Origin of the sequence: Halobacillus litoralis (genome assembly GCF_009856355.1) — a bacterium.
GTDB classification, from domain to species: domain Bacteria; phylum Bacillota; class Bacilli; order Bacillales; family Halobacillaceae; genus Halobacillus; species Halobacillus litoralis_B.
In genome coordinates this window covers 339,578-352,877 of record NZ_WMEW01000002.1, presented here as the reverse complement: position 1 = coordinate 352,877, position 13,300 = coordinate 339,578, and the positions used below count along the sequence as shown (strand labels likewise).

Below are 13,300 nucleotides of genomic sequence, written 5' to 3'. Positions count from 1 at the left end.
TACAGAACCCCGCTCATGGAGCGGGGTTTTATTATTGTTTACCGCTTTGCTGTCTTTTTAGGCAGATTTACCCCGATCATGCCGCCCAGCCAGGCTGCAAGGACCAGTCCTCCGAAATAGCTGAGCTGCGGCAGGGTTACCATTGTATTTTCAAAAATGATTTGAAATAAGGCCATCGCCCCGACAAATACAGCCCCGGTCAAAACGCCGGCCAGCCATCCTTTCTGTTCTCCTTTATAGGCGGCCGCTCCACCCCCGAATGCCAGAATACTGATTCCGACGATTAATGCGAGCTGGTTCAGCGTGCCGTATTCCATATCCGTCAGCTTCAGTAAGCCGGCCAGTACCCCGGAAAAAACAATCATCAGGATAAAGATGGATCCGATTCCGTAGCCCAGCACACCCTGCATCATTTTCTTCATATCGACCCTCCTGGATTCAGCTTGTCACTTTCACTATATGCGCAAAATCCATAGAGATAGAAGCAGATATTTTGTCCTTCCCGTGAATACGTATATAAAAAGTCCGTATAAAAGGGGAAGATCTATGTCAACCGTACTGGCAATTCTCATATTTACTGCAAGTTATATCCTCATCATGACGGAGAAACTGAACCGGGCACTCGTAGCTGTTGCCGGCGGCGTCCTCTTATTAATGACGAAGGTTTACGCATGGGAGGAAGCTTTCGGTTTTATCGACTGGGAAACGGTCGCCCTTTTGTTTTCGATGATGGTCCTTGTATCCATAACGAAAAAGACCGGCATCTTTTCGTTTATGGCTGTCCGCCTTGTCCAGCTCGTACAGGGACGACCTGTTCCACTGTTGATCGTCACCGGTATTTTTACAGCGGTAGGTTCTGCCTTCTTGGACAATGTGACGACTGTGCTTTTGTTTGTGCCTGTTCTTCTCTCTCTCATTGATCAGTTGAAGCTTCCCGCTTTCCCTTATTTAATTACGACCATTTTCAGTTCGAATATCGGGGGAACAGCGACACTGATCGGGGATCCGCCGAACATTATGATCGGACAGGCGGTGGAGCATTTCAGCTTCGTCTCCTTTATGTATCACCTTGGTCCTGTCGTCATTGTCATTTTTGTCGTCATGATGGCCGGCATGATCCTTCTGTACCGGAAACGTCTGGTTTATGATGAAGCGCTCGCACGGCGGCTGATGGAACGGAACGCCAAAGCGGACTTGAAGGTGACACCGCTTCTTTTTCAATCGGTGGGGGTCCTGCTCCTGACCATTACAGGGTTTATGATGCATCCGTTCATTCATATGGATATTACGACCATCGCCGTCAGCGGCGCGCTCCTGCTGCTGTTTCTTTCTGAGAAGGAACTTGACGTCGAGCATGTGTTTCAGGAGGTGGAGTGGGTCACGTTATTTTTCTTCATGGGACTCTTTATGCTTGTCGGAGGACTGGAAACGGTCGGTGTCATCGACGAGATGGCCCGGGGAATGGTCTGGCTTTCCGGCGGGGACCTGCCTGTGACCGCCATGGTGATGCTGTGGAGTGCCGGAATCCTGTCAGGGGTCGTGGATAACATTCCTTTTGTAGCAGCGATGATCCCTGTCGTTCAGGAGCTTCAGGGCTACGGCATGATGAACGTGGATCCGGTCTGGTGGGCGCTTGCGCTCGGAGCCTGCCTGGGTGGGAATGGGACGTTGGTTGGGGCTTCAGCAAATGTTGTCGTTGCCGGGCTCGCAGCCAGCCACAACAAACCGATTCCTTTCCTGAAGTTTTCCTTATACGGGTTTCCTGTTCTGCTGGTTTCCCTGCTCATATGCAGTGTGTACATCTGGTTCCGTTATTTGCTGCCATTCTTGTCATAATAATTGATAAATAGGTGATGTTAACAATATAAGGAACGGCAGCGGAAAGGTCGTGGATGGACGTGCTTGTCATCTCTGTAATTTTTCGAACCCTCATCACCTATCTGATTATACTTATCGTCTTCCGGTTTATGGGAAAAAGGGAAATCGGGGAACTGAGTGTCATGGACCTCGTCGTTTTTATCATGCTGGCAGAAATTGCTGTTTTTCTGATTGAAGAGCCCGATGAAGATATTTGGAAAGCCATTGTTCCTATGGCTGTACTCCTGACGATTCAAATCGGGAGTGCCTGGATTTCCCTCAAGAATCAGTCGTTCAGAAACTGGTTCGATGGAAAGCCTTCTGTGATCATCAAGCATGGCAGAGTGGATGAATATGAGATGAGACGCCAGCGCTATAACTTTAATGACCTTCTTCTTCAGCTCCGCGAACATGGCGTCCATGAGGTTCAGGATGTCGCCTATGCGGTGCTTGAACCTTCAGGGAAACTGTCCGTCTTTGAGAAAAAAGAAGATGGATCTTCTGATTTTGCAGTGGTTTTAATTGCGGATGGAGTGGTTCAAAAGAGCGGGCTGAAGATTATTGGAAAAAGCCGGCGCTGGCTTATGGATCAGCTTCAAAATCAGGGGTATACCGATGTGCAGGAAGTCTCTCTATGTACAGTGAATGATCAAGGGGAGGTCCATTTCGATCAAAAGAATGAATTTCACTAAAATCACGGGCGGACTTCGGTTTAACGGAAGACGGTCTCTATTTATACTGGAGCACAGGATTTTCTGCTTTTTTCCATGCGATCGTGGCCGTCTTCGTGTGGTCTTTCTGATTAAATATCTACGTTTGTCAGTGGAAAGGGACCTCGGAAAACCGGGAAATACAACATTCATAACAACCCGAAAATAACCGCCCCAGGGGCGGTTATTTTTTCGGAAGCATTCTCCTCCAGGGGATCATCTTCCACTCTTCATTTCGGATCAGCTGGAAGGTGTATGTCAAAAACAGATAGAGAGCCGTTAGACCAGCTCCCATAATGAGCAGCTGGGAAAGCGGCCGTGCTTCATGCAGCCAGTTGTTTTTCCATATGAATCCGACCACCCCTGTCGTGCCGATGACGATGAAGAATTTCAGGAACAACAGAAAAGGAAACGAAAGCACCTTGTATTTGACGAGCACCTGCAGGTGAAGAAGGGTGACTATGACGACGCCGACACAAATTGCCGCTGCCGCTCCGTGAATACCGAATTCAGGTCGTGAAGTGAGAGCGACAAGCACAATGAATTTCACAACAGCTCCGATGAGTGTGTTCCACATGGCGGGACGCGCAAGGTCAAGCGCCTGCAGGGCGGCCTGGAGAGGCGTCTGGATATAATGGAGCAGGAAGAAGGGAGCCATGAACTGGAGCATGAAAGAAGCATGGCTCGTCCCGTATACAGCGGTTAAGATAACAACAGGAAAGATCATGAAGACAATCGTGATTAAACCGCCCGAAGCGATCGACAGGCGGATGGACTGCATGATCCTGTAACGGATTGTTTCCTTGTTCCCTTTGGCTGCTGCTTCGCTGATCGAGGGAACGAGTGCTGTGGAAAGTGCATGCGTAAGGAACGTCGGCAGAAAGAGCAGCGGCAGCACATAACCGGTTAATTCCCCGTACAGTTTTGTGGACTCGACAGCTGCAAAACCGGCAAGAGCCAGGCTCTGAGCGACAAGGATGGGCTCAAAGAAGTAGGTCAGCGATCCGATGAAACGGCTTCCGGTCGTAGGGAGGGCAATAGTCATCAACTCATTTAACGTCTTCCGTCCTTCACCCAGATTCTTTTTCCACGATTTCCTGAGATGGAAGCTTTTATGGACATTGAACTGCCTGAGCATATACAAAAGAGAGACCAATTCGCCAAGCACCGCGCTTCCCATTGCACCGGCGGCAGCGTATTGGACACCATAGGGGTAGAGCATTTTCGTAAAAAGAATGACAGATCCGATACGGACGACCTGCTCAATGACTTGGGAAATGGCCTGGGGCTTCATGTTCTGCCTTCCTTGAAAATAGCCGCGGATGACCGAAGAGATAGCAATGATCGGTATGATGGGTGTTACCGCAAGCAGAGGGGAAACGGCACGTGCATCCGTTAAAAAGTGATCAGCGATGACAGGAGCCAGCAGGAAAATGCCAATCGTAAATACAAAGCTCAATGTCGTTGTGACTGCGAGGGACACAATCAAAATGCGCTTGATTTTGCCCTCGTTTCCTGTAGCCTCCGCTTCTGAAACGCGTTTGGAAATCGCCACGGGAAGTCCGAACTGGGTGATGGTAATAGCCATAATCAAGGTCGGCAGAGCCATCATATACAGGCCGACACCTTCCGGGCCCATGACCCGTGCCACCACGATCCGGTTCACGAACCCAAGGAACCGGGTAATCAATCCGGCGGCAACGAGGATCAGGGCCCCGTGCAGAAAAGTTTGTTTAGACATATTTCGATCCGCCTTCTCAAAGAAATGAAATTCCGATACAATGAAGTATATGCTCAATCGTGGACAAGGCATGACTACGGATTCTACGAAATGATGAAGTGAGGAGTATCGATATGGAACCTTATAAGCGTGTCGGATTGTGGAAAAAGGAAGTAGCTCCGGTAACAAAGAGTAAAGCGGAGGAGTTCAAACTGCTTGGCTACCCCCGGGCGACAGAAACGGAAATCTGGAACTGTCTCATGTCCAAGGTGTGGAAAGGGGAGCCGGAAATGAGGCTTCACCAGGTCGTACAGGATATTTTTCATTTATCCAGTCATACATACACAAGTTACCTGACGGTTGAAGCCTATCAAAATGATGATCTGCTCGCGTCTATTGAAGCACTCAACCAGACGGAACCGGAATAGAAACACAGCTTTACACGGATGCTGTTGCGAAAAAAGTAAAAAGTAGTAGAATAGGGACGGGATAGAACGGACCCTGTTTTGTACAACGGTACGGGGTGAGCCCTGTGTCGGGATACATAAAGGAGGAGCAGAAGCGAATGGTGAAACGAGGGCGGATTGTCGCCTTTTTCATCGTGGTGCTGTTGTTGGCAGCTACGATTGGGACGACGATTACTGGAGTTACAAAAGATATTAAATTAGGACTGGATCTTCAGGGCGGCTTTGAAATTCTTTATGATGTGGAGCCTCTGAATGAAGACCAGGAAGTGAATGATCAGGTATTGGAAGCCACGGCTGAATCGCTGAGCCAGCGTGTCAACACGCTCGGAATCAGTGAAACCAACATATCCATCGAGGATAACGGGCGGATCCGGGTGCAGCTGGCCGGTGTCGAGGACCAGCAGACCGCTCGGGAACTGCTTTCGACAACAGCGGAATTGACATTGAGAAGTACCGATGGAAAACTGTTTCTTGACGGTTCCGACCTGGTAGAGGGAAGTGCCCAGCAGTCCTTCGATCCAAATACGAATGAACCGGTCGTAACTTTGAAGGTGAAGAGCGCCTCCGAGTTTTACGATGTTTCAGAGGAAGTCTATAATACACCGGATGATCCATCGACTCCCTACCCGGACGACCTTCTTGTCATCTGGCTGGATTATGATGAAGATACATCCTTTGCTGAGCAGTATGGATCAGCAGATCCTGAATATATTTCGGCTCCGTCCTTCCGGCAGAACGGACCGATACGCAGCAATTCCATTCAGATCAGCGGGGACTTCACAGTGGAGTCAGCCCAGCAGCTGGCGGATATTTTGAACGCAGGTTCTCTCCCTGTCAATCTGGAAGAAACGTATTCCAATTCCGTCGGTGCCCAATTCGGGGAACAGGCTATGAATAAAACCATTATCGCAGGAGCGATCGGTGTTGCCGCCATCTTCCTGTTCATGATTGCCTATTACCGATTCCCCGGGGTTATTGCATCCCTGACGCTGTCTGTTTATATTTATTTGATTTTAGTGGTCTTTGAAATGATGAACGGGGTTCTTACCCTGCCGGGGATTGCAGCCTTGATTCTAGGGGTTGGTATGGCAGTCGATGCCAACATCATTACCTATGAACGGATCAAGGAGGAATTGAAATCAGGCAAGTCGCTGATGTCCGCCTATAAAGCAGGGAATAAGCGCTCGCTGTCAACGATCCTTGATGCTAACATTACAACCTTGATTGCCGCCGCTGTGCTGTTCATTTTCGGTACAAGCTCTGTCAAAGGTTTTGCTACGATGCTGATCGTCAGTATTCTGGTGAGCTTTATAACGGCGGTGTATGGAACGCGTCTCTTTATGAGTCTATGGGTGAAGAGCCGTTTTCTTAATAAACGTCCGCGCTGGTTCGGAGTAAAACCGGAAGACATTCAAAATATCGAAGACGGCAAAGAAGTGAATGCAACGTTCATGAAGCGTTCCTTCGATTTTGTAGGAAAGCGGAAGTTGTTCTTCACGGTTTCCATTGCTTTGATAGCCGCCGGTATTCTTGCACTGTCTGTCTTCCGTCTCAACCTTGGCATTGATTTCTCCAATGGTTCGCGTGTCTCCATTTTATCGGACGGGGATATAACAGCTTCTCAAGTGGAGGAGACAATGGAAAGTGAATTTGACGTTTCTCCTGAGCAGGTCGTCATTTCAGGGGATAACGATGAAATCGCCGTAGCGAGGTTCGATTCTGAACTGAGCAAGGATAAAGTCGCCGAGATTCAGTCGTACTACGAAGAGGAGTTCGGCAATACTCCAAACATCAGTACCGTATCTCCGATTGTTGCCAAGGAACTGGCGAAAAACGCAGCGCTTGCGGTACTGTATGCCTCGATTGGAATCATCATCTACGTCACGATACGTTTTGAGATATTCTTTGCGATCACGGCCATTATCGCTCTCCTGCACGATGCATTCTTCATTCTGGCCTTCTTCAGTCTTACAAGGCTGGAATTCGATATCACGATCATTGCTGCTATTCTTACCATCGTCGGTTATTCTGTCAACGATACAATCGTAACGTTTGACCGGATACGGGAGAACTTGAAACTGAAGAAGAAAGTCAAGTCCTTCTCCGAACTGGCTAAGATTGTGAATGACAGCTTAATGCAGACACTGGCGAGGAGCTTCAATACGGTGATTACGGTCATCTTTGCAGCTGTCATGCTGCTCGTGTTCGGCGCATCGTCGATTACGAATTTCTCTTTCGCCCTTGTGATCGGGCTGCTGGCAGGAACGTATTCGTCCCTGTTTATCGCATCCCAGCTATGGCTTGTCTGGCGCGGGAGAAACATTAAGGATAAACCGATCAACTATGTGAAGAAAAAACGGAATGATGGACCGCAGGTATAACCTGCCTGTCCGGTAACGGACCAAGGTCCTGATCAAGCGGTCTTTCCCCGGGGAAAGACCGCTTTTTGTTTATTTGGAGATCGGGTATATAGGTAGTATTCACATATGGAAAAAGGAGAGATGCTTTATGAAGGGTCAAACGTACATCATTTCAGCCCTAATTTTTGCTGTAGTGATTGCTGTATTTGCGGTCATCAACGTGGAGAATGTGCAGGTGAATTACTTATTCGGAACCGGGGAAGCCCCCTTGATTCTGGTGATACTCGTTTCTGTGTTGCTTGGAGGTCTGGCTACTGCTTCTGTCGGGGCCGTCCGCTACTTCAGGTTAAGAAGGGAGAACCGTTCCTTACAGGAAAAACTGCAGGCATATGAGAAAGAGAGTGGAGAGAAAATGGAGCCTGTTTCTGGAACCAGTGAAGAGGCAGGTTCCAGGGAAAACATCACATAATTGCATTTGCTACCCCTGATCCGCTCTTGTATAATAGATGGGTCAGGGGTGAACTTATGATAGAAAGTAAGATGAAATGGAAAATTACATATAATGAGCCGGTCGATGCAGAAGGTAACAGCCGCTCAGGCGGATTGACGCCGCTTACGAAGCAGCTGCTGGAAAAGCGGGGGATAGTTGAACCTGAAGCGGAACAGCGTTTCCTTCATCCGTCTTTTGAACAACTGCATGATCCATTCCTGATGGAAGGGATGGAAAAGGCTGTTGCGCGTATGAAAAAGGCTGCCGCTGAGGGGGAGCCTGTTCTTGTTTTTGGGGATTATGACGCTGACGGGGTCAGTTCCACCACATTGATGGTCGAGGCGCTCCGAGAGGCGGGGGTGGACTGTGATTTTTATATTCCCAACCGTTTTACAGAAGGGTACGGTCCGAACAAGGAGGCCTTTCAATTTGCTTTTGATTCCGGTTATGGTGTCATTATCACCGTCGATACAGGAATTGCTGCGGTCGAAGAAGCGGCCTTTGCCAGGGATCTGGGACTGGATTTAATCATTACGGATCACCACGAAGTGCAGGAAACTCTTCCGGATGCCTATGCCATCATCCATCCGAAAACATCAGCAGATTACCCGTTTCAGGAGTTGGCAGGCGTCGGCGTTGCTTTTAAATTTGCTCATGCTCTCTTAGGGGAATTTCCGAAACATTACCTTGATCTTGTAGTTATCGGCACCATTGCGGACCTTGTGCCTCTTGTTGATGAGAACCGTGTCCTTTCCTATTTTGGTCTGAAGGCGATCTCCCAGTCCACGAGACCGGGAATCCAGGCGCTGCGAAAGGTCTGTTCCATTGAAGGAGAGATGAACGAAGAAACGATCGGTTTTACCATCGGGCCGAGAATCAACGCTGTCGGACGTCTTCAGGACGCCACACCGGCTGTTGACCTGCTGTTATCCGATAGTCTGGAAGAGGCTCAGGAAATGGCTGCTTTTATTAACCAGCTGAATCAGGAACGTCAGAAGATCGTTGCTTCCATTGCCAAAGAGGCGGAAGAGATGGTGGTGAATGAGCATGGAGAGGCTGATGAGGTAATTGTCGTAGCCAAGGAAGGCTGGAATCCGGGCGTACTGGGTATCGTCGCCTCCAAGCTTGTCCGGCAGTTCGACAGGCCTGCCATCGTTCTCGGCATTGATTCGGAAAAAGGAGTGGCCAAAGGTTCAGCCCGTAGTATTGATGCCTTTGACATGTTTGCCAATTGTATGGAGGTCCGCCACCGGTTCCTTCATTTTGGTGGACACGCCCAGGCAGCGGGTATGACCGTCGAACTGGATCAACTGGATGCTTTGAGGGAAGATCTGATCGGCATTGCCAGGAAAAAGCTGACGGCAGACGACTACCAGCAGGTGCTTGACATCGAGACGACCATAGACGTGGACGATGTCTCACTGAAGCAGATTGAAGAAATCGATCAACTCCGCCCGTTCGGCATGGGTAACCCTAAACCTTTGTTCCATCTCAAGCATACCCCTAAAGAAGTACGGTTGATCGGAAGCAGAAAAAATCATTTGAAATTTCAATTCCAAGGTCAGCAGGTAAAGGTGGACGGCATCGCCTTTGGTCTGGGTGATCTGTATACGCAGCTGTCTCCGCATGCGGCTGTAGACTTTGTTGGAGAACTGGGAGTCAATGAGTGGAATGGGCGTAAAAACCTCCAGGTCATGATCAAAGACTTAAGCGTGACCGAGTGGCAGCTGTTTGACCACCGCGGGTCAAGGCATCTCGAAAAAAATGTAGCTGTACCACAGCACGAAAAGTATGGGGCTGTAAGCTTCGGTGATCAATCTGACGCTCCGTTCGACCTTCCCGTCCTGAAACCGGAACAGGTTGTGAATGAACAGGAGTGGGACGGTCTTCTGCTTCTTGATCTTCCGCGTGAATTGAAGGATCTCACGTCGCTGCTGGAAGTGATCCGAGTGAAGAAAGTTTATGCCTGTTATCACTTGGAAGACAGTACCTTCTTAAAAACATGGCCGTCGCGTGACCACTTCAAATGGTTTTATGGTATGCTGATGAAGCGTGGACGTTTTGACATGAAAAAAGAAGCTGATCTCCTGGCCCGGAGAAAAGGCTGGGATAGATCGATGGTGGAATTTATTTCAGAGGTGTTTTTTGAACTTCAGTTTGTTAAAATAAAAGATGGGATTTTAACGGTTGAATCCGAACCATCTCAAAAAGATTTACGTGAATCTTCGCTTTACCGCGAACGCGAAGAGCAGTTGAAAATGGAACAAACGCTATATTATTCCACATATAAAGAATTGAAGGAATGGTTCGACCGCTATCTGAACCAACGTTCGAAGCAAGTCAAGGAGGAAGTAGTTAATGGATTATAAAGAACATATTGCAATCGTACAGGACTGGCCCAAAGAAGGCGTCCAGTTTAAGGACATCACCCCATTGATGGATAACGGCCCTGCCTTTAAATCCGCTGTCGATGAGATTGTAGAGTATGCGAAACAGCTGGAAATTGATATTGTCGTAGGTCCGGAAGCCCGTGGATTCATCGTAGGATGTCCGGTTTCCTATGCCCTTGAAATCGGTTTTGCACCGGTGCGTAAAGAAGGGAAGCTCCCTCGTGAAACCATCAAAGTGGATTACGGCCTGGAGTACGGCAAAGACGTACTGACGATCCATAAGGATGCCATTAAGCCGGGACAGCGGGTTCTGATCGTTGATGACCTGCTGGCTACCGGAGGGACGATCGAAGCGACCATCGACCTTGTCGAGCAGCTTGGCGGCGAAGTAGCCGGATGTGCGTTCTTAATTGAGCTTACGTATTTGAACGGCCGTGAAAAACTGAAGAATAACGATGTATTGACATTGATGCAATATTAATAGAAAAGAGTGCCCTTTCTTTAGGGCGCTCTTTGTTTTACAAGCGCTGGATGTGTATGACTTTACAAAAAAGGTGCTTTTTTTGATAATGATGACAAATAACTTTAGAAAGTCTTAAAGGAATCAGGGTGATTGAATGGCGAAAGATACAGTTCTAACTGCTGAAGAGGTCATAGAACAGGCAAGCCAGTATTTAAATGAGTCGGATCTGGCTTTTATTCGTCGTGCCTATGAGTTCGCAGAGGAAGCGCACAGCAGTCAATTCCGAAAATCCGGTGAACCTTATATTATCCACCCCATTCAGGTTGCAGGAATCCTGGTCAATCTGGAAATGGATCCCGAAACCGTCGCAGGGGGATTTCTTCACGATGTCGTGGAAGATACGGATATTACACTGGAGGAGATTGAGAAAGCTTTTAATGAAGAGGTTTCCATGCTTGTCGATGGTGTTACCAAATTAGGTAAGATCAAATACAAATCCAAGGAAGCCCAGCAGGCAGAGAACCACCGTAAAATGTTTGTAGCTATGGCGAAGGATATGCGGGTGATTCTTATCAAGCTCGCTGATCGTCTTCATAATATGAGAACGCTGAAGCATCTCCCGGCAGAAAAACAGCGGAGAATATCCAACGAAACCCTGGAGATTTTTGCTCCGCTTGCCCATCGGCTTGGAATCTCCACAATCAAGTGGGAGCTGGAAGATACGGCGCTGAGGTACTTAAATCCGCAGCAGTATTACCGGATTGTTCATTTGATGAAGCAGAAGAGGAACGAACGGGAGCATTACATCGAAGAAGTCATCGATGAAATTCGTGATCAGCTCGATGATGTAAACATTGATGCTGATTTAAACGGCCGGCCGAAGCACCTGTACAGCATTTACCGGAAGATGGTGCTGCAGAACAAGCAGTTCAATGAAATCTATGACTTGTTAGCCGTTAGAATTACCGTGAACAGCATCAAGGACTGTTACGCAGTTCTTGGAATCATCCATACCTGCTGGAAACCGATGCCCGGCCGGTTCAAGGATTTTATTGCCATGCCGAAGCCGAACCTGTACCAGTCTCTTCATACAACGGTCATTGGACCAAAGGGAGATCCGCTGGAGGTTCAGATCCGTACCCATGAAATGCATGAAATCGCTGAATACGGAATTGCTGCCCACTGGGCTTACAAAGAGGGCCGGCAGAACACAGCGGGTCAATCCTTTGAAGAAAAACTGACGTGGTTCCGTGAAATTCTGGAATGGCAGAGTGAAACCCACGATGCCGAAGAGTTTATGGAATCATTGAAAGTGGATCTCTTTTCCGATATGGTCTATGTTTTTACACCGAAAGGGGACGTCATTGAACTTCCTTCCGGTTCGGTGCCTGTCGATTTTGCCTTCCGGATTCATACCGAGGTGGGTAACCAGACGATCGGCGCCAAGGTTAATGGGAAGATGGAGCCGTTGGACTACGAACTGAAAACCGGTGACATTGTGGAAATCATGACGTCCAAGCATGCGTACGGCCCTTCTAAAGACTGGATCAAGCTTGCGCAGACTTCCCAGGCTAAAAACAAAATCAAACAATTCTTTAAGAAACAGCAGAAGGACGAAAACATTTCCAAGGGAAAAGAACTTGTAGAACGGGAAATCCGCAACTTCGGTCTCCAGCCGAAGGAAGTTTATACCCAGGACAACCTCAATAGAGTGTCTGAGAAGTTCAACTTTGCCAACGAAGAAGATATGTTTGCCGCCGTCGGATATCAAGGCATTACCGCAGCCCAGATTGCTACAAGGCTTACAGAGAAAATCCGTAAGCAGAAGCAGAAGGAACAGGACCTTGAACAGACCCTTGCCGATGTCAGCACGACAGAAATTAAGAAACCTTCCAAAACAGGAAAAAAAGATTCAGGCGTCCGTGTCGAAGGTGTCGACAACCTGCTCGTTCGTCTGTCCAAATGCTGCAACCCGGTGCCCGGCGATGAAATCATCGGCTATATTACTAAAGGCCGCGGGGTATCCGTTCACCGTACGGATTGTCCAAACGTGCATACGGAGGAGGCACAGACCCGTCTGCTTCCTGTGAAATGGGAAACGTCGGTCACAGATTCCAAGCAGTATCATGTCGATTTGGAAATCTGGGGCTATGATCGGAGAGGCTTGTTGAACGAAGTTCTGCAGGCGGTCAATGAAACAAAAACCAACATTACCGCTGTTTCAGGTAAATCAGACCGGAACAAAATGGCGACCATCCACATAACGATTCTCATCCAGAATACAAACCATTTGAGAAAAATCGTCGAACGGATCAAACAAATTCAGGAAGTATACACGGTCCGCCGTGTGATGCAGTAAAAAGGGGAATAGAAGATGAAAGCCGTTGTCCAAAGAGCGGTTGATGCTTCTGTCACTGTGGAAGAAGAAACGGTCGGAAGCATCGAGCGTGGTCTAGTGATCCTCCTTGGGGTTACACATGAAGATACAGAGGAAGACGCTCGTTATTTAGCGGACAAGATTCCTCATTTGAGGATTTTTGAAGATGAAAACGGGAAAATGAATCATTCTCTTAAAGATGTGGAGGGGCAGATGCTGTCCATCTCCCAGTTCACGTTGTATGGAGATACACGCAAAGGCCGCCGCCCGAATTTTATGGGGGCAGCCCGGCCTGATGCAGCTGTTCAACTGTATGAGTCCTTTAATAAGATGGTGATGGATCAGGGGGTCCACGTTGAAACCGGATCGTTCGGAGCGATGATGAACGTGCAATTGACAAATGAAGGTCCTGTCACCCTGATACTGGACAGTAAAGAACGATAAAAAAACAGCTGCGGGAATCGTT

Annotated in this window: 11 protein-coding genes; 9 read left to right on the top strand and 2 right to left on the bottom strand. The window is 48.3% G+C overall.

What is annotated here, in order from left to right; all coding sequences use genetic code 11:
• Positions 1 to 38 precede the first annotated feature (38 nt).
• A complete protein-coding gene (locus tag GLV97_RS05620) occupies positions 39 to 422 on the bottom strand; it encodes a TIGR04086 family membrane protein (RefSeq protein WP_160836226.1) in 384 nt (127 codons plus the stop codon).
• Positions 423 to 546: 124 nt separating this feature from the next.
• Between GLV97_RS05620 and GLV97_RS05615 the strand changes: the two genes are divergently transcribed.
• Both GLV97_RS05615 and GLV97_RS05610 read left to right on the top strand, forming a co-directional pair.
• A complete protein-coding gene (locus tag GLV97_RS05615; RefSeq protein ID WP_160836225.1) occupies positions 547 to 1,836 on the top strand; it encodes an ArsB/NhaD family transporter in 1,290 nt (429 codons plus the stop codon).
• A 56-nt stretch (positions 1,837 to 1,892) separates the two neighbouring features.
• Positions 1,893 to 2,549, top strand: coding sequence for a DUF421 domain-containing protein (locus tag GLV97_RS05610; RefSeq protein ID WP_160836224.1), 657 nt, complete (start codon positions 1,893 to 1,895; stop codon positions 2,547 to 2,549).
• A 202-nt stretch (positions 2,550 to 2,751) separates the two neighbouring features.
• Here the strand turns inward: GLV97_RS05610 and spoVB are convergent, their stop codons facing one another.
• The gene (spoVB, locus tag GLV97_RS05605; RefSeq protein WP_160889201.1) at positions 2,752 to 4,308 is read right to left on the bottom strand and encodes a stage V sporulation protein B; all 1,557 of its coding nucleotides are present in this window, start codon (positions 4,306 to 4,308) and stop codon (positions 2,752 to 2,754) included.
• A 113-nt stretch (positions 4,309 to 4,421) separates the two neighbouring features.
• On the opposite strand from spoVB, the gene GLV97_RS05600 reads away from it, so the two are divergent.
• The 7 genes from GLV97_RS05600 (at position 4,422) to dtd (ending at position 13,278) form a co-directional block, all read left to right on the top strand.
• Positions 4,422 to 4,715, top strand: a complete 294-nt coding sequence (locus GLV97_RS05600; RefSeq protein ID WP_160836222.1) for a post-transcriptional regulator — start codon at positions 4,422 to 4,424, stop codon at positions 4,713 to 4,715.
• 137 nt (positions 4,716 to 4,852) lie between these two features.
• Positions 4,853 to 7,135, top strand: a complete 2,283-nt coding sequence (gene secDF / locus GLV97_RS05595) for a protein translocase subunit SecDF (RefSeq protein WP_160889200.1) — start codon at positions 4,853 to 4,855, stop codon at positions 7,133 to 7,135.
• A gap of 127 nt (positions 7,136 to 7,262) precedes the next feature.
• Positions 7,263 to 7,583 (top strand): LapA family protein, encoded by a 321-nt coding sequence (locus GLV97_RS05590; protein ID WP_160836220.1) that lies wholly within the window; start codon positions 7,263 to 7,265, stop codon positions 7,581 to 7,583.
• Between the two features lie 56 nt (positions 7,584 to 7,639).
• On the top strand, positions 7,640 to 9,973 hold the full coding sequence (gene recJ, locus GLV97_RS05585) for a single-stranded-DNA-specific exonuclease RecJ (protein WP_160889199.1): 2,334 nt from the start codon (positions 7,640 to 7,642) through the stop codon (positions 9,971 to 9,973).
• On the top strand, positions 9,963 to 10,475 hold the full coding sequence (locus GLV97_RS05580) for an adenine phosphoribosyltransferase (protein WP_027955293.1): 513 nt from the start codon (positions 9,963 to 9,965) through the stop codon (positions 10,473 to 10,475). The genes recJ and GLV97_RS05580 overlap by 11 nt, the downstream gene beginning before the upstream one ends.
• A 136-nt stretch (positions 10,476 to 10,611) precedes the next feature.
• The gene (locus GLV97_RS05575) at positions 10,612 to 12,816 is read left to right on the top strand and encodes a RelA/SpoT family protein (RefSeq protein WP_160836218.1); all 2,205 of its coding nucleotides are present in this window, start codon (positions 10,612 to 10,614) and stop codon (positions 12,814 to 12,816) included.
• A gap of 15 nt (positions 12,817 to 12,831) precedes the next feature.
• Positions 12,832 to 13,278 (top strand): D-aminoacyl-tRNA deacylase, encoded by a 447-nt coding sequence (dtd, locus tag GLV97_RS05570; protein WP_160836217.1) that lies wholly within the window; start codon positions 12,832 to 12,834, stop codon positions 13,276 to 13,278.
• The last annotated feature ends 22 nt before the right edge of the window (positions 13,279 to 13,300 follow it).

What these genes read in the sequence shown, in the direction of transcription:
- GLV97_RS05620 (WP_160836226.1), bottom strand. Translation starts at nt 422, where the DNA reads ATGAAGAAAATGATGCAGGGTGTGCTGGGCTACGGAATCGGATCCATC.
- GLV97_RS05615 (WP_160836225.1), top strand. Translation starts at nt 547, where the DNA reads ATGTCAACCGTACTGGCAATTCTCATATTTACTGCAAGTTATATCCTC.
- GLV97_RS05610 (WP_160836224.1), top strand. Translation starts at nt 1,893, where the DNA reads ATGGACGTGCTTGTCATCTCTGTAATTTTTCGAACCCTCATCACCTAT.
- spoVB (WP_160889201.1), bottom strand. Translation starts at nt 4,308, where the DNA reads ATGTCTAAACAAACTTTTCTGCACGGGGCCCTGATCCTCGTTGCCGCC.
- GLV97_RS05600 (WP_160836222.1), top strand. Translation starts at nt 4,422, where the DNA reads ATGGAACCTTATAAGCGTGTCGGATTGTGGAAAAAGGAAGTAGCTCCG.
- secDF (WP_160889200.1), top strand. Translation starts at nt 4,853, where the DNA reads ATGGTGAAACGAGGGCGGATTGTCGCCTTTTTCATCGTGGTGCTGTTG.
- GLV97_RS05590 (WP_160836220.1), top strand. Translation starts at nt 7,263, where the DNA reads ATGAAGGGTCAAACGTACATCATTTCAGCCCTAATTTTTGCTGTAGTG.
- recJ (WP_160889199.1), top strand. Translation starts at nt 7,640, where the DNA reads ATGATAGAAAGTAAGATGAAATGGAAAATTACATATAATGAGCCGGTC.
- GLV97_RS05580 (WP_027955293.1), top strand. Translation starts at nt 9,963, where the DNA reads ATGGATTATAAAGAACATATTGCAATCGTACAGGACTGGCCCAAAGAA.
- GLV97_RS05575 (WP_160836218.1), top strand. Translation starts at nt 10,612, where the DNA reads ATGGCGAAAGATACAGTTCTAACTGCTGAAGAGGTCATAGAACAGGCA.
- dtd (WP_160836217.1), top strand. Translation starts at nt 12,832, where the DNA reads ATGAAAGCCGTTGTCCAAAGAGCGGTTGATGCTTCTGTCACTGTGGAA.